Raw genomic sequence first — 20,697 nt, 5'->3', positions numbered from 1 at the left:
TCCGCGGTGGCTGGTGGAACTGATAATTGGCCGGTTGTCGACCTGGTCGACCTGCTGGATGTGCTCGAGCTCGAGGAGATCGCGTCCGGGCGGTTCCGGGCGCGGAATGTGACCTCGACGCTGCCGACCACGTTGGGCAGTCAGACGTTGGCGCAGGCGGTGGTCGCGGCCGAGCGGACGGTGCGGCACATGGCGGTGCAGTCGATGCACGGTGTGTTCCCTCGTGGGGGATATGCCGATCGCGCGGTCGACGTGGACGTCGAAGTCGTTCAGTCGGGGCGGTCGCTGGCCACCGCGCAGGTGACGTTCCGGCAGGACGGGCGCGAGCACGCGCGGGTGCTGACCATGCTCAGCGTCGACGAGCCGGACTTCCTCGCGCACCAGGCCGCGCTGCCCGCCGACGTGCCGGGGCCGCAGGAATGCGCTGACCTGCCGTGTGCGCTGCTGCCGTGGGAGGTCAGGACTTTCGGTGGCGCCGACGCGCTGGCACTCGACCTCGCGGGCCCGCCGTCGCTGGATGTGTGGATGCGCTGCGACAAGGCTCCCGATCTGCCGATGCTCTCGCGCGCTCTGCTGGCGCACGGCAGTGAAGGGTTCCTCGGTCCGGTCACCCTGCGGCCGTATCCGCAGGCCGAGATCGCGCGGCGCGGCGGCCGGGGGCGGTCGGCCATGCTCGCCCAGACCGTCACCTTCCATCGGCCGTTCACCGTGCACGACTGGCTGCTGCTGCGCTGCGAGAGCCCGTTCGCGGGGGCGGGACGCATGTACTCTCGCATCCAGATATTCACGCGCGCGGGAGAGCTGGTGGCCTCGGCGGACGCGCAGGGCCTGATGCGCGCGCAGGAACCCGCCGCGAAGGCCTGAGCGTTCCGGAGCCGACGCACACGGCTTATCGGTCAATTGTCCAATTTTCGCGTATCGCGGCCGTCCGGGTATTACGGTGCCGCGCATGGCTCGTACTCAGCACATGCTCGCGGCCGCCGCCCTGGCCGCCGTTCCCCTCGCCGCGACGGCGCCGGTGTCGGCGGCGCCGGTCGTCGACAAGGTCGTGGTCATCGGCATCGACGGCACGCTGTGGAGCGAGGTGGCGGCCGCCGACGCCCCGAATCTCGACCGCCTGGCCGCGGAGGGCACCCTGGCACGCACCTCGATCGCCCCGCACACGACGATGTCGTGCGTCTCCTGGGCGACGGCGCTGACCGGCGTGTGGGACACCAAGCACGGGATCCGGGACAACGGGTCCACCTGCGCCGCAGGCGCTTTCGCCGCATATCCGACGGTGTTCACGCAGGTGGAGCGGGAGCGGCCGGCGTTGTCGACGGCGTCCATCGGGACCTGGGACACGATCGGGATGATCGCGCGGACCGGCAGCCCCGCGGCCGACCGGGTGACGGTCACCCAGCTCGACCCCACCGGTGCGGGCGCCTGTGAGACCACCGCCGACGCCAATGCCACCGCGGCGGCGGTCTCGGCCATCACCGAGGACGGGACCGATCTGCTGTTCACGCACCTCGATCAGGTGGACATCGTGGGCCACACGCTGCGCGGAATCTGGCCGCAGGCGTATCGCGACGCCATCGGCCGCGCCGACGCGCTGGTCGGCAAGATCACCGCCGCGGTGGACGCGCGGGCGGCGGCGCATCCGGACGAGCGGTGGACGATCCTGGTCACCACCGACCACGGGCACAAGCCGGACGGTGGGCACGGTGGCCAGAGTGCCTACGAGACAGCCAGTTTCGTGCTGGCGCGTGGAGCGGGATTCGCGGCAGGGGCACAGCACAACGGGTACACCCTCGCCGACATCACCCCGACCGTGCTGGACCTGCTCGATGTCTCCGCACCCCCGTACGCGGACGGCGAGTCGATGCTGACGGGTGGCTCGGGCGACCCGGCCGCGCCGGTGCCGAACACGCCCCCGGTCGATGCCGGGATCACCGGCTCGTCGTCCGGCTCGGCGCAGGCGGCGATGGTGGCGAATCCGTTGTGCCTGCTGGGGAGTGGATCGGCGAGCGGCTCGGCCGACCGCTGACGCGCCGGGCTCCGAGGTATCGCGGTAGTTGCGGTGCCGCATCAGTGCGGCGACAGCGATTCGCGCCGGATGTTTGCCGCACCGCCCGCCGCCTAGGCTCGGTCTCGACGAGATCGTGTCCGACCGAGGAGGATGGTGGAGATGCCCAAGTACCTGTGGCGGGTCAGCTATTTCCAGGAAGGCGCGCAGGGGCTGCTGGCGCAGGGCGGTAGCGCGCGCCAGGCAGCGATCACGGAGATGGTCGAAAGCGTCGGGGGATCGGTCGAGTCGTGCCACTTCGCGTTCGGGGAGGACGATCTGTTCGTGATCGGCGAGGTTCCGGACGATGTCGCGGCCGCGGCGCTGGCGATCCGCACGGCCGCCGCAGGCGCCGCGGTGTCCCATACGGTGAATCTGCTGACGCCGGCGCAGGTCGACGCAGCCGTCGCGTTGGACGTCACCTACCGGCCGCCGGCCTAGCCGCTCGACTCACCGCGCCCCGCGGGGATCCGGCGGGGTGGTGAAGTAGTGCTCGGCGCCGCGATCCGCGACCGTGTCGACCACCGCGCGAACGAAGGCCCTGAGCCGGGCGTTGTCGGCGCCCGGGACCCATACCGGCCGCCAGACATGGCCACGGCCGTCGTCGAAGGGGACGTAGACGGCGCCGTGGCGGGGGTAGTGGCGTTCGGCGTGCGCGCCGGCCGGATGGACACCCGCGCCGAAGGACACGGCGGTCAGGACATCTTCGAAGGTGTGCGCGCCGATCGGGTTGGCGGGGCTGATGTGCCAGGTCTCGTCGAGGTAGCGCTGCCAGTAGATGCCGGACGGGCCACCGATGGAGATCACCTCGAGTCCGGTCAGGGTGGCGCCGAGGGAACCGGCGCGGGCGAGCCGGTGGTCGCGGGGGACGACGAGTCCGGTGGGTTCGGTGAGCAGCGCGGGTCCGGCGACCAGGTCGTGTTCGCCGACGGGGGAGTGGCTGATCACCAGGTCGAGTTCGTCGCGGCGCAGCGGGCCGAAGACGTCGCCGAGGTGGACCTCGCGGGCGTGCACCTCGCAGTCGGGATGACGGCTACGGAAGATCGGGACGGAGTCGACCAGCAGACCGGCCGCGAGCCCGCCCAGGTAGCCCACGCGCAGCGTGCCTTCCACGCTGCGCGCCGCCGCCATGGCCCGCTCCACGGCCCGGTCCAGCTGGGCCCGGATCGGTAGCAGGTCGTCGCGCAGCATGCGCCCGACGGGCGCCAGGCGGACCTGCCGACTGGTGCGCTCGAACAAGGGTGCGCCGAAATGGCGTTCGAGCTTCTTGATCGTCTGACTGACCCTGGCCTGCGTCAGGAACAGGCGTTCGGCGGCCCGGCCGAAGTGCAGTTCCTCGCACAGCGCGAGGAAGATCTCGATCTCCTGCCGTTCCATAACTCTCGCTAATCGGTCATGTCGCCACTGGCCGTTGATGGTTCGGCATCTCGCCAGCAATCTGAAAACACGATCACCCTAACGATCGCCACCGACACCTTTGCTGAGCAGAAGATCTCGCACCTCCGAGGAGCCCGCGCATGACATCGATATCGACCGCCCCACCCCGGGCGGAGACAATACACAGACCGGAATACGCGCTGGGCGCCCTGGCACTGGGCGCGTTCGGCATCGGCCTCACCGAGTTCGTCCTCGTCGGACTGCTCGGCGTGATCGGCGACGACCTGGCGATCTCGGTGCCGACTGCCGGCCTGCTGGTCTCCGGCTATGCCGCCGGTGTCGCCGTCGGCGCGCCGCTGATGACCGCGCTGGGCGCTCGCGTTCCCCGCAAGACGATGCTCGCGTCGCTGCTGGGGATCTTCGTCGCGGGCAACCTGCTGTCGGCCGTGGCGCCGAACTACGAAGTGCTGCTGGCGGGCCGGATCGTCGCGGCGCTCACCCACGGCGCGTTCTTCGGGATCGGTGCGGTCGTGGCGGCGGGCCTGGTCGTGCCCGAGCGCCGGGCCGGCGCCATCGCCACCATGTTCACCGGGCTCACCCTGGCGAATGTGGCCGGCGTGCCGCTCGGCACCGCGCTCGGCCAGGCCTTCGGCTGGCGGTCGACGTTCTGGGCGGTGACCGCCGTCGGCGTGGCCGCGCTGGCCGCCGTTCTCGCGCTGGTGCCGCCGCAGCCGCGCGAATCCGTGGATCTGCGCGCACAGCTGGCGGTGTTCGCGCGAGTGCAGGTGTGGGCGGCGCTGCTGACCACCGCACTCGGCTTCGGCGCCGTCTTCGCGGTGTTCACCTTCTTCGAGCCGATCCTGACCCAGGTGACCGGCCTGCCGGACGCGGCCGTGCCGTGGCTGCTGGTCGTCTTCGGTGTCGGCCTGTTCGGCGGCAATCTCGTCGGCGGCCGACTCGCCGACCGCGCGGTGCTGCCCACCCTGATCGGCGCGCTCGCCGCACTGACCGTGGTGCTGGTGGTCTTCGCCGCCGTCGCCGGGCACCCGATCGGAGCCACCGTGGCGATCCTCGCGCTCGGCGCGACCGGTTTCGCGATCGTCCCCGCGGTACAGATGCGTGTGCTCGACACCGCAGGTCGCGCGTCGACGCTCGGTTCGGCGGCCAACATCTCCGCCTTCAATGTCGGCATCGCCGCCGCCTCCTGGCTCGGCTCCGCCGCCATCGACCGCGGGCTCGGTCTCACCGCGCCCGCCTGGATCGGCGCCGGGCTGGCGGCCGCCGCGCTGGTCGTCATCCTTGTCTCCCGCGCGCTCGACAGCCGCGGGTAAACCCCACTCCCGAGAAGCGACACACATCATGCACGTCTGGAAGAAGATCATGACCGCTGCCCTGGCGCTCACCGCCACCGTCGCCACCGCTGCCTGCGACGACACCTCCGCGGCCCCCGGCGACGAACCCGGCCTCGCCTGGTCGGTGCCGATGCAGCAGCCCAGTGTGGGTTTCGAGCCGAACTGGTCCCTCGACGGCTTCGCCGAGCACACCCTCCGGCAGGTCGTCCGGGTCACCAGCGGCGGCGACTCCGCGCGCATCACCCTGTCGAACCGGTTCGGGCGCGACGAACTCCGCATCGCCGCGGCCACCATCGGTCGCACCGAATCCGGCGCCGCCGTGCGTGCGGACAGCCTGCGGCCCTTGCGGTTCCACGGCAACGAGACCGCCACCATCGCACCGGGCGCCGACCTCACCAGCGATGCCACCGAACTGCGCTTGGCCCCACTGGAATCCGCGACCATCACGCTCTACCTGCGGGAACCGTCGGGCCCGGCCACCTTCCACGCCCAGGGCTACGCCACGTCCTACCGGGCCTCCGGTGACCACGCCGACGCGGCCGACGGCGCCGCGTTCACCGAGACCACGCACTCCTGGTACTACCTGACGAGCGTGGAGATGACCGGCGGCACCGCCACCGCGGGGGCGATCGTCGCCTTCGGTGACTCGATCACCGACGGCTTCGGTTCCGACAACGACGGCGACAACCGCTATCCCGACGCGCTGGCGGATCGCCTCGCTGCGGCCGGGACGCCCCGCGCGGTGCTGAACGCGGGCATCGGCGGGAACACGCTGCTCAGCGATTCGCCCTGGTACGGCGAGAGCGCGACGCGGCGCTTCGACCGAGATGTGCTGGCGCACAACGGTGTGCGCACCGTCGTGCTCCTGGGCGGGCTCAACGACATCGGCTTCTCGGAGGTGGATCTGCCGACCTACAAGCCGAACCCGGTGGTGTCGGTGGAGCAGTTGATCGCCGCCTACCGCGACTTGATCGCCCGTGCCCATCGAGCCGGACTCACCGTCGTGGGCGGAACGCTGCTGCCGATGAAGGGCGCCGAGTATTACACGCCGACCTCGGCCGCCAAGCTCCGCGCGGTCAACGAATGGATCCGCACCAGTGGCGAATTCGACGCCGTCGCCGACTTCGCGGTCGCTGTCGCCGACCCCGCCGACCCGGACCGCTTGAACCCCGCCTTCGACTCCGGTGATCACAAGCATCCGAACGCCGCGGGATACCGCGCCATGGCCGCGGCCGTGGACCTGAGCACCCTCTGACCATCACCGGGCGCACCCGGTCCCGGCTCCCGCGACAGGAGCGGGACCGGGTGCGATTCAGTCCTTGCGCCCGGTCGCGGCGACGGTGACGCCGAGTCCGATCATGGTGAGCCCGCCGACCCCGCCGACGACAGAAGGCCGCCGCGGATGTGACAGCGCGATGGGAGAAGCGCGTGGGTTCGCCCGGCAGCCGGGTGTTAGCCTGGCCCCGTGCTCATCGAGGTCGACAGACTCTAGCCGCCCTCTCGAAGGCGGCCTCCCGGACTCACGTTCCCGCTCGCGCCGGAATGTGTCTTCGGCGTACCCCGATCGAGCCCGCGCTCCACGCGCCCCTCGTCGCCTTCGACGGTTTCCGCGAATTCCGAACCTTTGCGGCCGCTCGTGTCACGAGCAGGAAGAGTCGAACGACCCATGTCATCCTTCACGCATTCCGCGATCACCTTGCACGACCTGACCTTCGAATGGCCCGACGGCACCGTCGCGCTCGCCGGAGTGAACGGCGCGTTCAGCACCGGGCGCACCGGTCTGGTCGGTCGGAACGGCGCGGGCAAATCCACGCTGCTGCGCCTGATCGGCGGGCTGTTGACGCCGACGTCCGGGTACATCGAGACGACCGGTGAGGTCGGATATCTGCCCCAAACCCTCACGCTCCACCGCGAGCAGACCATCGCGCACCTGCTGGGTATCGACGCGAAACTGGCCGCACTGCGCGCGATCGAGGCGGGCGAGGTCGCGGACCGGCACTTCGAGATGATCGGCGACGACTGGGACATCGAAGCCCGCGCCGACGAGGCACTGCACGAGATCGGTTTCAGCGCCGCCGATCTCGACCGCCGAGTCGGGGCGATCTCCGGTGGCCAGGCCGTTCTCGTCGCGATCACGGGGCTGCGGATCCAGCGCACCCCGATCACCCTGCTCGACGAGCCGACCAACAACCTGGACCGGGCGACCCGCTCCTCGCTCACCGGGTTCGTCGACTCCTGGCCGGGCACCCTCGTGGTGGTCAGCCACGACCTCGAACTGCTCGAGCACATGGATGCGACGGCAGAGTTGCACGGTGCGAACCTGGCCGTGTTCGGTGGTCCCTACAGTGCCTGGACGGAGTACGTCGACCAGGAACAGGCCGCGGCCGCGCAGGCGGCGCGCAGCGCCGAGCAGGCGCTGAAGGTCGAGAAGCGGCAACGGATCGAGGCCGAGACCAAGCTCGCCCGGCGGGAGCGGACCGGTCGCGCCACCCAGCGCAACGGCGGCATCCCCCGGATCCTGGCGGGCAACCGGGCCAGTAAGGCGCAGGCCGCGGCGGGGTCGATGCGCACCATGCTCGACGCGAAAGTCACTGCGGCCCAAGAAGTTCTGGACGCGGCGGCCGAGCGGGTGCGCCGGGAGGAACACATCCGGCTCGACCTGCCCGATCCCGATGTACAGCGTGGCAGGCGGATCGCGGAACTCCGCGACGGCGAGCGGGTGATCAGCGTGCAGGGGCCGGAGCGGGTCGCGGTCGTCGGCGGCAACGGAGTCGGCAAGACGACCTTGATCGAGGACCTGCTGCACGGTCGTGATCCGGCACGCGGTGTCCTGTTCACCGATCGCGTGGGCTACCTGCCGCAACGCCTGGACGGCTTGGACGAGCAAGCCAGTGCGCTCGAGAACGTGCAGGCCGCCGCGGTGACGGCGGCGCCCGGCGTGATCCGCAACCACCTCGCCCGGATGCTGTTGCGCGGTAACAGCGTCGAGCGCCCCGTCTCGACGCTGTCGGGCGGCGAACGCTTCCGGGTCTCGCTGGCGCGACTGCTGTTCGCCGAGCCGCCCGTCCAGCTGCTCGTCCTCGACGAGCCGACCAACAACCTCGACATCGCCAGTGTCGATCGACTCGTCGAAGCACTGACCGCGTATCGCGGCGCCGTGCTGGTGATCAGCCACGACTACCCCTTCCTGCGGCGACTCGGCATCGATACCGTCGTGGAACTCGACACCGAGGGTCATCTGCATCAGGGCGGCGCGCTGGAGTGAGCTGACAGTTCCGGTCCTGCTGAATCCCCCTGGTCGCTCCGCCTCGCGGGGTAAGTTGCCCGCAGTGGTGAAAACAGCTGCGGCGCTGTCGATCACGGCTGCCGTCGCGGGGTGGAGGAGAGTGTCATGGAACCGATCGTGCTCGATTCGACCGGCGCCGACATCCAGGGGGAGTCGGATCGGATCCGGGAGCGCGGCGCGGTCGCGCTGGTGGAGCTGCCCGGTGGGGTGCCCGCCTGGTCGGTCACCGACCAGGCGGTGCTGCGCCAGTTGCTCGCCGACCCGCGGGTGTCCAAAGATCCCAGGCAGCACTGGCTGTCGTTCGTCAACGGCGAGATCACCGAGTCGTGGCCGTTGTTGCCCTGGGTCGCGGTCGACAACATGTTCACCGCCTACGGCGCCGACCACCGCAGGCTGCGCCGGCTGGTCTCGCCCGCATTCAGCCACCGCCGCAGCACCGCGCTGCGCCCGCGGATCGCCGAGATCACCGAGACCCTGCTGGACGGGCTGGCCGCCGCCCCGGCCGGCGAGCCGGTCGACCTGCGCGCCGGATTCGCCTATCCGGTGCCGATCCGGGTGATCACCGAACTGGTCGGCGTGCCCGACGAACTGGGCCCGGCGATGCACAGGTGCGTCGACGGCTTCTTCGACGGCACGTTCACCGCGGAGCAGGCACAGGCGAACTACCTCGAGATGTACGGCCTGGTCGGTGAACTCGTCGCCTACCGGCGCGCGCATCCGGGCGACGACGTCACCAGCGTGCTCCTCGCCACGCGCGGCGAGGACGCCCCGCTGACGGAGAAGGAGCTCGTCGACACGGTGATGCTGGTGATCAACGCCGGTCACGAGACGACGGTCAATCTGCTCGACCAGGCCATCGTCGCCCTGCTCACCCATCCCGACCAGCGTGCCGCGGTGGTCGACGGCGCGGTGTCGTGGGCCGACGTGGTGGAGGAGACATTGCGGTTCCAGGCCCCCGTCGCGCACCTGCCGCTGCGCTACGCCGTCGACGACATCGAGATCGCCGGGGGACCTCGGATCGCCAAGGGCGCGGCGATCCTCGCCTCCTACGCGGGCGCTGGCCGTGACCCGAAAGTGCACGCCACCGCCGCCGAGTTCGACCCCACCCGCGCCACCCGCGAGCACCACCTCGCCTTCGGGCACGGCGCGCATCACTGCATCGGCGCGTCCCTGGCCCGGCTGGAAGCGGCGGTGGCGCTACCGGCGCTGTTCGAGCGCTTCCCCGCGATGCGACTGGCGACGAGCCCCGGCGAGCTGGTGCCGGTGTCGAGCTTCATCTCCAACGGGCACACCACGGTTCCGGTGTACCTGCGCCCCGACTAGGCCCCGGTTTCGGCACTGCGGGACTTCACGGAGATCCTCCGACGCCACTCAAGCGGCGTGCGAGCTGATGACAGGCGTGGACGAGCTCCGGGGGCCGGATGTCGGTGAGATCGGTGTCGAAGGTGGCGAGGATGCCGGCGATGCCCGCCCAGGACCAGGCGCCGAGGGTGAGCCGGGAGTGGCTGTCGTCGAGCTGTTCGACGACGGAGCCGCCCGGCGCCCACCGGGCCACGATGTGGGCGGGCAGGGCGAGTCGGGCGCTGCCCGAGCACGGCCAGCGGCGAGTGTGTCTCCGCGATCGTGGGTGCTCATCACGAGGTGGGCGAGATCGTCGCCGGGTACGGCACGCGCGGCGAAGCGCTGGGTGGTGGGCCGGACGTGCAATCGATCGACGCGATGCACGCGCCATTCGTCGTCGGCGAGGTCGTAGGCGACCACGTACCAGCGGCCGGCCCAGACGACGAGGTGGTGTGGTTCGAGACGGCGGGCGGCCCGGAAGTCGGGTTCCCCTGGAGCGGGGCGGGTGCCGTCGGGGCGCAGCAGCTCGGTCGCCAGGACGTGGCGGTGCCGCACCGCGGTGCCGACGGCGGTGAGCGCGGCGGGGTCGAGGGGAGGCGCGGGGAACTCCCAGTAGTTGCGCAGGCGGGTCAGGCGCATCGATTCCATCGCGGCCCGTGACGCCGGCGGGAGGACCTGGTGGAGGGTGGCCAGTGCCCGTGCCGCGTCGTCACCCAGACCGAACGTCGTCCTCGGCGCCGTCTGCAGCGCCACCGCCACCGCGAGCGCCTGGTCGTTGTCGAACAGCAGCGGCGGCAGGGTGTGCCCGCCGCCGAGCCGGTAACCGCCGTCCGGGCCGTGCACGGTGCTGATCGGATAGTCGAGCCTGCGCAGGGTCTCCACGTCGCGGCGCACGGTGCGCTCGCTGACTTCGAGCCGGGCGGCCAGCTCGCGCAACGGCCACCGCCGGCCCGATCCGAGCAGCGACAGCAGACGCAACGCACGGTGCGCGGTATCAGCCATCGGCCCATCATGGCATCGGTGGTGGCCACTCGGTGTCCACCACCGATGCCATCGTCGGTCCGTCAGCGCGGAACGACGGACAGGAACAGACATGCGGGTGGTAGTGGTCGGTGGCGGAATCGGTGGACTAGCACTGGGTGCGGGACTGCGCCGCCGGGGATTCGACGTGGCGGTTCTCGAGCGCGACACCGACGTCGCGGCGACGGGTGGCTACCACATCACCCTGGACGGGCGGGCCCAGGCGGCGCTGCGCGAGCTGGTCGCGCCGGAGATCATGCGGCGCTTGCTCGCCTCCGGTTCGGCGCTGCGCCTGCGGGAGCGGGACGCGTTGTGGGACAAGGCAGGCCGGTTGCTGGGGCACGGGCCGGACCTCGGTGGCAGCGACAGTGTCGACGTCGACCGGATCACCCTGCGGACCCTGCTCGCCGAAGCGGCGGGGGAGACGCTGCAGCTGGGTTGCGCCGTGACCGGCGTCGGCCTCGACCGCTCCGGTGCACCGCGGGTGCTGTTCGCCGATCGCGCGCCGATGCCGGCGGATCTGGTGGTGGGCGCGGACGGGACGCACTCGCTCGTCGCGCGTCATCTGGCAGGTGGACCGACCAACAGTCCGGTGGGGATCATCGGGTTCTCCGGGCGCACCCTCGTGCGCGACCTCACCCCCGCCGAGCGGCAGCGGCTGCGACGACGATCGGGGCTCGCGATCGGTCCGCGTGGAGCCGCGCTCTATATCGGGTTCCTCGACCCCGTGGGCAACGCCGCACTCGACGCTCCCGAACTGCGGATGTCGGTCACCACCGAACCCACCTACATCTGGGGCGCCATGTTCACCGAATCCGCAGGCACCGCCGCGCTGCGCGGGCAAGATCTCCGCGACGCCCTGCTCGACCGGTTCCGGGCGCGGGGCTGGGCCGAGCACGCCCTCGAGGTCGTCGCCCGGGCCGACCCGCACACCGTGGCCGCGTTCCGCTTCAATGCCGCCTCGACCCGCGCATCCGACCTCGCGCCCTGGCCGGCGGGTCCCGTCACCGCGCTCGGCGACGCGGTGCACGCCACCCCACCCACCGCCGGAATGGGAGCCGGCGCGGCCATTCGTGACGCCGCGAGTCTGGCGGCACACCTGCGTGACGTGACGTCCGGCGCCACCACCCTCCCCACCGCGGTGGGGCGGTTCGAAGCCGATATGCGAACGCGCGGCGGCGAAGTCCTCACCCTGGCGATGCGAACCGTCCGGTGGATCCTGGCCACCGACACCACCCTCGGCGCCGCGGCCACCGCCGTGAGCACCCCGATCCTGGCCGCGACGGCGCGGCTGTGGCGGTGACGCCGCACGGACGACCGGCGAGGCGACCCGGAACGCCCGGGAATCCGCGGTCCCGACTGCCTGTACGGCGAATCGGGGTGTGCGACAGTAGGGCGTGGGCAGGCGTGTGCCGGGGAATCTCCCGGCGGAGGTGACCAGCTTCGTCGGTCGCGACGACGATGTCGCGACGGCGAGGAAGCTGCTCGGCGGGACGCGGGTGCTCACGCTGACGGGGGTGGGTGGCGTCGGCAAGACCCGGCTGAGCAGGCGGGTCGGCGCGGTCGCGCGGCGGGCGTTCCCCGACGGTGTGTGGCTGGTGGAACTGGCCCACGTGAGCGATCCCGATCTCGTTGCCTCGACCGTGGCGCGCGAGCTCGGCGTGCGCGACGACACCGCCACACCGCAGGCCGCCCTCACCGCACACCTGGCCGAGGCCGAACTGCTGCTGATCCTGGACAACTGCGAGCACGTGATCGGCGCGTGCGCCGCACTCGCCGACCGGCTCGTTCCCGCGACCACCGGCCTGCGCATCCTGGCGACCAGCCGGGAACCGCTCGGCGTCCCCGGGGAACAGATCCTGCCGGTGGCGCCGCTGCCCGTCCCCGAGCAGGCCGACCTCGACAGCCCCGCGACCCGGCTGCTCGTCGACCGCGCCACCGCGGCGGACCCGAACTTCGGGCAGCGCGCCACCGACGCCGCGACCCTGGCCGCGATCTGCCGCCGCCTCGACGGCATCCCGCTCGCGCTGGAACTGGCGGCGCTGCGGATGCGGATGTTCACCCCCCGAGCAGGTCCTGGCCCGCCTCGATGACGCGATGGGGCTGCTCACCACCGGACCGCGCGCCGCGCCGGAGCGTCAGCAGACGCTGGCCTCGGCGATCCGCTGGAGCTACGACCTGTGCACGCCCGACGAGCAGCGGCTGTGGGAGCACCTGTCGGTCTTCGCAGGCGGGGTCGACCTCGCCGCCGCCGAAGCGGTCTGCCGGGTCGGCGCGCCACCGACCCTGCTCGACGCGCTGACCGGGCTGGTCGACAAGTCCGTGCTGAGCTACGGGCCCGGCGCCGACGGCACGGCCAGGTACACGATGCTCGAACCGCTGCGCCAGTTCGGCGGTGACCGGCTGCGGGCGCGCGGCGACGACTACGCGGTCCGCCTCGCCCATCGCGAGTACTACTACCGGCTCGCGCGACGCGGGCGCGCCGAGTACTGGAGCGCCGCCGACACCGCCTGGTTCGGTGACGTCGCCCGCGAACACGCCAATCTGCGTGCCGCACTGCAGTTCTCCCTCGACGATCCCGCCGGCGCGCGGCGCGCGCTCGAGCTCGCGACCGAGCTGTGGCCGTTCTGGGAGCACTGCCATCTGCTGCTGGAGGGCTACCGCTGGCTGTCGGAGGCGCTGGCGAAGGACACCGAACACACCGTCGTCCGGGCGAGGGCGCTGGCCGCCGCCGCGGTCATCGCGGCCATGCGCTCGGAGACCGGGGCGGCGGCCGAGCTGGCCGAGGCGTCCGCGGCGATCGCCGCCGAAACCGGATCGGTGCGCGTGCTGGCCGAAGCCGAGATGGCCGGTGCCGTACTGGCTTTCGGGGCGGGTGAGCTGCGCGCCGCGCTCGACATCGCCGTGGCGGTGTCCGTGTCCGCGCACGAGTGCGACCACCCCCGGGTTGAGATGGAGACCCTGGCCTTCGCCTCGGTGTGCGCGCTGGCTCTCGACGACCCGCTCGCGGGCGCCCTCGCCGACCAGTTGCTGATCCTGACCACCGAGCACGGCTCCCACCTGCTCGGCGGACTCGCCCATTGGGCGGTCGGCACCCAGCGGCGGCGCGACGGCGATCCGCGCGCCGCGGTGGCCGCCCTGCGCCGATCGATCGAGTTGTTCCGGCTGTTCGATCGGTGCGCCTGGATCGCCACCAGCGTCGACGGCCTGGCCTGGGCGGCCGCCGACGAGGGCGACCTCGACCGCGCGGCGCGCCTGATGGGCGCCGCGTCGGCGATCCGCCGTGGCAGTTCGCAGCGCCTCGCGCACGCAATGACCCAGCTCGTCGGCGGGCGGATCCGCGACCAGGTCCAAGACGCGCTCGGCGCGCGCGAATTCGCCGCCCGCTTCGACGCCGGAGCCGCGCTGGCCGTCGAGGACGCCGTCGACTACGCGATGGACTCCGCGCCGGCGGCCGAACCCGCGGTCGAACCCGCCGGACTCGACGTGCTGACCCGCCGCGAGCGCGATGTGGCCCTGCTGATCGCCCGCGGCCACGGCAACCGCCGGATCGCGCAGGAACTGGTGATCTCGATCCGGACCGCCGAGAGCCACGTCGACCACATTCTCACCAAACTGGGCTTCACCTCCCGCACCCAGATCGCCGCCTGGGTCAGCCGCGTCACCGGCTGACGCCCGGACCCGTTCTCCGTAGTCGTCCTCCGCGATCTCCGTAGTTTCCGCGATTCCCGCGCGGCGCCGGGACGGCAAGGTGATGCCGACAGCGCAGCGAACAGCAGTGAGGTGGCCCATGACGGTCGACGAGCGCATCGTGCCCAGGTCGACAGCACACACCGGTGGCACGCCGGCGTCGATGATCGAGCGGATGACCCTGATCCTGGACACCTTCGACGGGCCGGTGCCGATGCGCACCCCGGTCGACGTCGCCGACCGCACCGGACTGCCCCGCTCGAGCGCGCACCGCATCATCGACCAGATGATCCGGCTGCGCTGGCTGGCCCACGCCCCCGGCGGCTACCGGCTCGGGACCCGCGCACTGGAACTCGGCGGACTCGCCATCGAGCACAACGAGATCCGCGACGCGATGGGACCGGTACTGCACGAGCTGTGCCAGCGCACCGGCATGGTCGCCCACCTCGGCGTGCTCGACGGTCCCGAAGTGCTCCTCATCGACAAGGAGGTCGGGCGCGGCGCCGCGCCCGTGCCGACGCGCCTCGGCGGCCGGATGCCCGCGCACTGCACCGCGGTCGGCAAGGCGCTGCTGGCCACCCTGCGCCCTGACCTCATCGAGTTGGCCTTCCCGCCGCGTCTGCCCCGGCTGACCACACGCACCATCGCCCGCCGCGCCGAGTTGCACGGCGAACTGGAGCGGGTGCGCGGTCATCGGGGCGTCGCGCTCGACCGCGCGGAGTCGATGACCGGCGTCGTGTGTGTCGCGGTGCCGATCGAGGTCGGCGCGGAGCGGGCAGGCGCGGCGATGTCGCTGTCGGGCCCGATCGGCGGGGAACGCGCGTCCGGGACGGGACGGCTGGCGCAGATCCTGGTCGACGCCGCTGACGCGGCCGCGCGCGCGACGGATACACCACGCGGGCGATCCCACCAGCGGTGACCCGGCGCGGTGGAGCGCGCACGGAGAGGTGGGTCGGGGCGTGCGCCCCGACCCACCGATCGGTCGTGTCGTGCTCAGCCGACGAGGTTCTTCCGCAACTTCACCAGCGTGAAGCCGTCGATGCCGAGGCCGTCGGTGAGGAACTTGCCGAAACTGCCGTATTCCTGTTCCAGGGTGCGCACCGCGGTGTCGAGATACTCGCCGCGCACTTCCTGCAGCGGGATGAGCAGGTCCGGGTTCTGCATGTAGCCGGCCTGTTTCACCTGCTCCCGCAGCTTCGCGTCCGCGGCGGCACGGAAGTCGTTGGAGCGCAGATAGTCCTGCCGCGCCGTCTGCTCGGGCACACCGACCGCGCGCAGCAGCACATAGGTGAGGAAACCGGTGCGGTCCTTCCCGGATGTGCAGTGGTAGAGCACGGCGCCGTCGGTGGCCGCCAGTTCGCGGATCGTGGCCCCGAACGCGGCACGGGAGCCAGCGGTCAGGAAGCTGGCGTAGACGCCGTTCATGATCTGCTCGGCGCCGCCGTCGCCCAGCGCGTCCTGCTGTCGCTGCGGATCCTTGGACTGGATGATCTGCATCATCCGGGTGAACAGCCCGGTGTCGTCGATGGGCCGCGCGACGAGCGGCACCCCGGCGGGCAGCCGGTCGGCCCCCATGAACTGCACCTCCCCGGGCGTGCGGAGATCGACCACGGATTTCAGATTGCGACCGGCCAGGGCGGCGATATCGGCGTCGGTCAGTCCGGACAGGGCGTCGGCGCGGATCACCTTGCCGGACTTGACCGTCGCGCCGTCGTAGGTGCGATGACCGCCGATGTCGCGGACATTGACCGCGCCCTGCAACGGGATCTGCCCGCCCGCGCTCGGCGCCGCCACCGCCGGTGGCGAGGCGGCGGTGGCGGCGAGCGCGAAGGCGGCGAGTACGGTGGCCATCACGGAGGCGATGCTGCGTTTCGTGCGAATTGCTTTCACGGGCAGCGACGCTATGAGGCCGCCGAGGGGCCGGGGCCGCCACCATCAATGGCCGGGATTGCGGCTTGACATCGCCGCGATCCCGGTGCGGGCGTTGCTCATTCGGCGTCCAGACCGGGGCGCACGAGAATCTTCACGTGCTCCTCGGGGCTGCGCAGGGCGGTGAACGCGTCCCGCACACCGTCGAGGCCGACGCGACCGGTGATGATCGCCTCGGCGTCGATCGAGCCCGACGCCAACCGGCCGAGGGTGATGTCGTAGGCGTCCCGATAGTCGCCGTGCCCGAAATTGACGGCGATGCGCCGGAACTGGGGCACCACCGGCGTGAGTGATTCGGCGGCGAACCCGGCCGCGAGCACCTGGATGCGGGAGTTGAACGGCATCCGATGGGTGAGCTCGTTCAGGATCCCGGCGCGCCCACTGCACTCGTAGGCGATGAGGATGCCGCCCTCGGCCGCGCCGACGACGGGGTCCTCGGCGATCAGGGTGTGCCACACGTCGATCGGGTCCTGGTCGGCCGGGTCGACGACGATGTCGGCGCCCAGCAGCGCCGCGAGCTCGCGGCGTCGCGGTGACGGCTCCGACGCGATCACCCGCTTCGCGCCGTGTGCCCTGGCCGCGACGATCGCACCGAGACCGATGGTGCCGCAGCCGATCACGAGCGCCGAGTCGGCGGGGGTGAGCTGTGACTGCTGGACATGCATCTCGCCCACGTGCAGCGGTTCGGCCAGCGTCGCGTGATCCAGCGAGAGAGTGTCGGGGACCCTGCGGACCCAGAACGCGTCGACGACGATCGCCTCGCCGAAGGCACCGTGATAGGTGTTGGAGTAGCCGATGATGGTGGGGATGCCGGTGTCGCTCTCGGTCGCGAGACCGATGCCCGCCACCCGGTCGCCCACCGCGAAATCGGTGACGCCCGCGCCGATTTCGGTGATCACCCCGGCGTACTCGTGCCCGAGCACCACGGGCCGGGCCGGGTCGAACTCCGCGAGCGGGTACCCGCCCGCCCGCGCCACCTCGACGAAGCGGCACGCGTCCTTGGACACCGACAGATCGCTGCCGCAGATGCCGCAGGCGGCCACGGCGATGCGCACCTGGCCGGGACCGGTCGCGGGGAGGTCGGGGACATCGCCGACGGTGAATTCTCCGTCACGGAATCGCACGGCGCGCATGCTCACGCTCCCGTCGCGGCGTCGGCGCCGTAGTAGTCGGTGTGGGCCTTGGTGATCGCGGTGACCAGCCCGCCGATCAGTGCCTCGCGGTGGTCCTCGGCGAACTGCAGGCTGGCCTGCCGTCCGGCGTTGCGGTTCTTGAAATGGGGGATCACCTCGGCGGCGAACAGTTCGAAACTGCGTTGGGTGTCGGCCCAGCTGGCCATGTCCACGTGCAGGATCAGCAGCGTGCCGAAGCCGCCGGTCTTGTCGATGAGCCGCTGGATCCGGTCGACGGCCTCGTCCGGCGTGCCGATGATCGCCTGCCCGAACTCGCCCAGGGTGTCCTCGCGCCACTGCTCGACGATGCCGCGCGAGGTCTGCGCCCACTCCGGCTGCTGCCCGGTCTGCCGGTGGACATAGGCCGCCATGGACCCGATGCGCCGGGCGACGGCCCGCTCGGCCTCGGCCCGCGACTCGGCCAGGAACATGGGGGTGACCAGCCGCCACCCCGCGCGGTCGGCGCGGTGGCCGTGCTCGGCGCAGGTCTTCTCGTAGACGCCCCAATTGCGGTCCAGCGCCGCGAAACCCGCGGGTGAACCAGCCGCTAGCGAGAGCAGAGACAGGCCGTGTGTGCCCGCGAGCACCGAACCGTTCGGCGAGATGGTCGAGGCCGCGGCGACCTCGAGGCCGGCCGGGTCGTAGGTGGGCAGCTGCGCTCGGGCGTCGCGCAGCGTGAACCAGTCGGTGCGCATGTCGACGACCTCGCCCCGCAGCAGCCGCACGATCGCCTCGAGCGCCTCACCCTGGCGGCGGCGCTGATCGGAGGGGTCGATGCCCATCATGTGCGCGTCGAGCGGGATCTTGCCGGGGCCGGTGCCCAGGATGACCCGCCCACGGGTCTGCAGGTCGAGCTGGGTGATGCGGTCGACGGTGACCAGCGGGTGGTGGTACGGCAGCGACGTCACCCCGGTGCCGAACCGGATGCGTTGCGTGCGTTCGGCCGCCGCGGCGATGAAAATGTCCGGGGCGGGCACGATCTCGGCGCCCGTGGAATGGTGCTCGCCCATCCACGCCTCGTCGAAGCCGAGGTGGTCGAGATGCTCCATCAGATCGAGATCGCGCCGCAGTTGCAGGGCTGGATCGGCGTCGAGGGGGTGATACGGGGCCAGGAAGGCGCCGAATCTCATCGAACTGGGGCTCCACATGGTGCGTCTCCTCGTCGAAACGGTGCGGTGAGCGGACTCACGGCGTCGTGCCCACCTTCGGCACCGGCGACCCGATCCAGGACAGCGCCTCCCGGTCACCGGGAACCTTCGCGAGACCGGATCGGCGACAGCGGAAGCCGCGAGATCGTCGGCATCCCAGCTCCGTTCGGCGCGCGTTCTGATGAGTTTGCTCGCGCGTGCTAGTTTTGCTCGGACAAGCAAAATCGTGTGTGCGCTGAGGTGGAGGTCGGTCGTGAGGTATGCGCCGGACAGGGAATCGCTGGCGGCGCGGCCGGTCCCGGAGTGGTACCGGAAGGCGAAGCTGGGGATCTTCGTGCACTGGGGCCTGTACTCGGTGCCGGCCTATGCCGAGCGCGCCGAGGCCGACTACACCGCCTTCATGCGAGATCTGACCGCCGGGAAGACCACGGCGGACCGGATCCCGTACGCCGAGTGGTATCAGAACTCCCTGCGCGTGCCCGGCTCGCCGACCGCGATTCATCACGCGGCGACCTACGGTGACGCGCCCTACGCCGAGTTCGGCCCGCCGTTCGAGCGGGCGGCACGCGATGTCGACTTCGCCGGCTGGGCACGGCTTTTCGCCGAGGTCGGCGCGCGGTATGTCGTCCTGGTGACGCGCCACCTCGACGGCTACCCACTGTGGCCCACCGCGGTCGAGCACCCGCACCTTCCGTGGCACTCGGGTGCGGGTCGCGACCTGGTCGGCGACCTCACCCTGGCGGTGCGGGCAGAGGGCCTGCGGATGGGGCTCTACTACTGCGGCGGGATGGACTGGTCGTTCCGGACGGAGCCGATGCGGACCATGACCGACCTGATCCGCCATCAGGCGCTTGGCCCCGGCTACGCGCGCTACGCGGCCGCGCAGTGGCGCGAACTGATCGACACCTATCGGCCCTCGATCCTGTGGAACGACATGGGCTGGCCCGCGGAGGTCGACCCGCACGAGATCATGGCCCACTTCTACGACACGGTCGACGACGGCCTCGTCAACGATCGCTGGGTGCAACCCGCACTGCCGGGCAACCGGGTGGTGCGCGCGGTGTATCTGCGATTCCTCGATGTCGCGCTGAAGGTGATGGCCGCGCGGGGCACCCCGATTCCCGAACCGGCCAAGAACTTCCACTACGACATCGCGACCCACGAATACACGCCCCCCGCCACCGCCCCGGCCGGTGCGTGGGAGCTCACCCGCGGGCTCGGACGCTCGTTCGGCTACAACGCCCAGGAAACCGCCGCCGACACCCTGACCGGCGCGGAGCTGATCCACCTGTTCGCCGACGTCGTCGCCAAGGGCGGGAATCTGCTGCTCAACGTGGGTCCCGACGGTGCGGGACGGATCCCGGAGCTGCAACTGTCGCCGTTGCGCGCACTCGGTACCTGGCTGGCCAGGAACGCGGCCGCGATCTACGACACCGAGCCGTGGGAACGGCCGTCGACCACGACCGCCTCGGGCGCCCAGGTCAGGTTCACCCGCGGTACCGACGGCACCGTTTTCGTGATCGTGCTCGAGGACCAGCCCGGTGGCGAGATCGTCCTGCGGGATGTCCGGCTACCGCACATCGATACGGTCGGGCTCGTCGGCGGGCGGGCCGAGCTGCCGTGGCGCCGAAGCGGTGGCGACGTGGTGATCGACCTGCCGCCCGAGGCGGCGCCGCAGCGGCACGCCTACGTGCTGGCGATCGGCGCGCGATGAGGAAGCGGACGGAGCCCACGGCGATCGAGCGCGCGCGACGCGCCCAGATCGTGCGGGCGGCGATCGACACCATCGCCGAGAATGGTTATCCCCGTGCGTCGTTCAGCGCCATCGCGGCCGCGGCGGGGCTCAGCAGCACGGGCCTGATCTCCTACCACTTCGCGAGCAAACAGAACCTGATGACCGAGGTGATCGCGACGATCATGGCCGACTTCACCGCCTTCGTCGCCGCCCGGACCGGCCACGGCACCCCGGCCGAACGTCTCGCCGACTTCGTGACCGCCAACTGCACGTTCATCCGCGAGCACCGCAATCATCTGGTGACGATGCTGCAGCTGCAGACGGTCGCCGCGGACACCGAAGCCCGGGACAGGCAAGCTGATTCGGATCGCGCGAAGCTGGCCGGCCTCTTGGCGGAGGGGCAACGAGCCGGGGACTTCCGGGCGTTCGATCCAGATCTCATGGCCGGATTCATTCTCTCCCTCCGCAACGGCGTCATCCTGCGCGCCGCGGCCCGACCCGACTTCGACCTGAGCGCCTGCACCACTGAACTGCTCGCCACGATCCAGCTCGCGACCGTCGCCCCGCGGGACGCGGCGGCCCGAGACGCCACCGGGTGAC

18 protein-coding genes are annotated in these 20,697 nt (G+C 71.3%); 13 read left to right on the top strand and 5 right to left on the bottom strand.

The features are described 5' to 3' along the window. Positions 1 to 6 precede the first annotated feature (6 nt). From AB0H56_RS17025 to AB0H56_RS17015, 3 genes are all read left to right on the top strand, one after another. Positions 7 to 864, top strand: coding sequence for an acyl-CoA thioesterase domain-containing protein (locus tag AB0H56_RS17025; RefSeq protein ID WP_357163603.1), 858 nt, complete (start codon positions 7 to 9; stop codon positions 862 to 864). Between the two features lie 85 nt (positions 865 to 949). Beyond that, a complete protein-coding gene (locus AB0H56_RS17020; protein WP_357163600.1) occupies positions 950 to 2,029 on the top strand; it encodes an alkaline phosphatase family protein in 1,080 nt (359 codons plus the stop codon). Positions 2,030 to 2,170: 141 nt separating this feature from the next. Next, positions 2,171 to 2,488: a GYD domain-containing protein gene (locus AB0H56_RS17015; protein ID WP_357163597.1), complete on the top strand. Its 318-nt coding sequence runs from the start codon at positions 2,171 to 2,173 to the stop codon at positions 2,486 to 2,488. A gap of 9 nt (positions 2,489 to 2,497) precedes the next feature. On the opposite strand, the gene AB0H56_RS17010 is transcribed toward AB0H56_RS17015, so the two are convergent. After that, positions 2,498 to 3,424, bottom strand: coding sequence for a LysR family transcriptional regulator (locus tag AB0H56_RS17010; protein WP_357163595.1), 927 nt, complete (start codon positions 3,422 to 3,424; stop codon positions 2,498 to 2,500). 140 nt (positions 3,425 to 3,564) lie between these two features. On the opposite strand from AB0H56_RS17010, the gene AB0H56_RS17005 reads away from it, so the two are divergent. The 4 genes from AB0H56_RS17005 to AB0H56_RS16990 all read left to right on the top strand — a co-directional run bounded on the left by AB0H56_RS17005 (position 3,565) and on the right by AB0H56_RS16990 (position 9,385). Next, positions 3,565 to 4,755 carry an MFS transporter gene (locus AB0H56_RS17005; protein WP_357163593.1) on the top strand — a complete coding sequence of 397 codons (1,191 nt, stop codon included), beginning with the start codon at positions 3,565 to 3,567 and terminating at the stop codon, positions 4,753 to 4,755. A gap of 28 nt (positions 4,756 to 4,783) precedes the next feature. Next, positions 4,784 to 6,031, top strand: a complete 1,248-nt coding sequence (locus AB0H56_RS17000) for a GDSL-type esterase/lipase family protein (RefSeq protein WP_357163590.1) — start codon at positions 4,784 to 4,786, stop codon at positions 6,029 to 6,031. Positions 6,032 to 6,442: 411 nt separating this feature from the next. After that, positions 6,443 to 8,041 carry an ATP-binding cassette domain-containing protein gene (locus AB0H56_RS16995; protein ID WP_357163587.1) on the top strand — a complete coding sequence of 533 codons (1,599 nt, stop codon included), beginning with the start codon at positions 6,443 to 6,445 and terminating at the stop codon, positions 8,039 to 8,041. Between the two features lie 126 nt (positions 8,042 to 8,167). Further along, positions 8,168 to 9,385, top strand: coding sequence for a cytochrome P450 (locus AB0H56_RS16990; protein ID WP_357163584.1), 1,218 nt, complete (start codon positions 8,168 to 8,170; stop codon positions 9,383 to 9,385). A gap of 48 nt (positions 9,386 to 9,433) precedes the next feature. Here AB0H56_RS16990 and AB0H56_RS16985 read toward each other — a convergent pair whose 3' ends face one another. After that, positions 9,434 to 10,405, bottom strand: a complete 972-nt coding sequence (locus tag AB0H56_RS16985) for a WYL domain-containing protein (RefSeq protein WP_357163581.1) — start codon at positions 10,403 to 10,405, stop codon at positions 9,434 to 9,436. 91 nt (positions 10,406 to 10,496) lie between these two features. On the opposite strand from AB0H56_RS16985, the gene AB0H56_RS16980 reads away from it, so the two are divergent. The 4 genes from AB0H56_RS16980 (at position 10,497) to AB0H56_RS16965 (ending at position 15,032) form a co-directional block, all read left to right on the top strand. Beyond that, positions 10,497 to 11,726, top strand: a complete 1,230-nt coding sequence (locus AB0H56_RS16980; RefSeq protein WP_357163578.1) for an FAD-dependent monooxygenase — start codon at positions 10,497 to 10,499, stop codon at positions 11,724 to 11,726. A 130-nt stretch (positions 11,727 to 11,856) separates the two neighbouring features. Further along, complete coding sequence (locus AB0H56_RS16975) at positions 11,857 to 12,516, top strand: AAA family ATPase (RefSeq protein ID WP_357163575.1); 660 nt, start codon at positions 11,857 to 11,859, stop codon at positions 12,514 to 12,516. A gap of 4 nt (positions 12,517 to 12,520) precedes the next feature. Further along, positions 12,521 to 14,095: a LuxR C-terminal-related transcriptional regulator gene (locus AB0H56_RS16970; RefSeq protein ID WP_357163572.1), complete on the top strand. Its 1,575-nt coding sequence runs from the start codon at positions 12,521 to 12,523 to the stop codon at positions 14,093 to 14,095. 118 nt (positions 14,096 to 14,213) lie between these two features. After that, positions 14,214 to 15,032 (top strand): IclR family transcriptional regulator, encoded by an 819-nt coding sequence (locus AB0H56_RS16965; protein WP_357163569.1) that lies wholly within the window; start codon positions 14,214 to 14,216, stop codon positions 15,030 to 15,032. Between the two features lie 74 nt (positions 15,033 to 15,106). Here AB0H56_RS16965 and AB0H56_RS16960 read toward each other — a convergent pair whose 3' ends face one another. From AB0H56_RS16960 to AB0H56_RS16950, 3 genes are all read right to left on the bottom strand, one after another. After that, entirely contained in the window at positions 15,107 to 15,964 is an 858-nt protein-coding gene (locus AB0H56_RS16960) for a tyrosine-protein phosphatase (protein WP_357163811.1), read from the bottom strand. 137 nt (positions 15,965 to 16,101) lie between these two features. Further along, on the bottom strand, positions 16,102 to 17,175 hold the full coding sequence (locus AB0H56_RS16955) for an alcohol dehydrogenase catalytic domain-containing protein (protein WP_357163566.1): 1,074 nt from the start codon (positions 17,173 to 17,175) through the stop codon (positions 16,102 to 16,104). Between the two features lie 2 nt (positions 17,176 to 17,177). Further along, positions 17,178 to 18,362: an LLM class flavin-dependent oxidoreductase gene (locus AB0H56_RS16950; protein ID WP_357163563.1), complete on the bottom strand. Its 1,185-nt coding sequence runs from the start codon at positions 18,360 to 18,362 to the stop codon at positions 17,178 to 17,180. Positions 18,363 to 18,615: 253 nt separating this feature from the next. On the opposite strand from AB0H56_RS16950, the gene AB0H56_RS16945 reads away from it, so the two are divergent. Together AB0H56_RS16945 and AB0H56_RS16940 are read left to right on the top strand one after the other, a co-directional pair. Next, entirely contained in the window at positions 18,616 to 20,076 is a 1,461-nt protein-coding gene (locus AB0H56_RS16945; protein WP_357163560.1) for an alpha-L-fucosidase, read from the top strand. Further along, positions 20,073 to 20,696, top strand: coding sequence for a TetR/AcrR family transcriptional regulator (locus tag AB0H56_RS16940; protein ID WP_357163556.1), 624 nt, complete (start codon positions 20,073 to 20,075; stop codon positions 20,694 to 20,696). The genes AB0H56_RS16945 and AB0H56_RS16940 overlap by 4 nt, the downstream gene beginning before the upstream one ends. The last annotated feature ends 1 nt before the right edge of the window (position 20,697 follow it).

It is taken from the genome of Nocardia sp. NPDC050717 (assembly GCF_040654275.1).
Taxonomy (GTDB): Bacteria; Actinomycetota; Actinomycetes; order Mycobacteriales; family Mycobacteriaceae; genus Nocardia.
The sequence above is the reverse complement of the archived record's forward strand: the minus strand, read 5'-3'. Positions and strand labels throughout refer to the sequence as shown.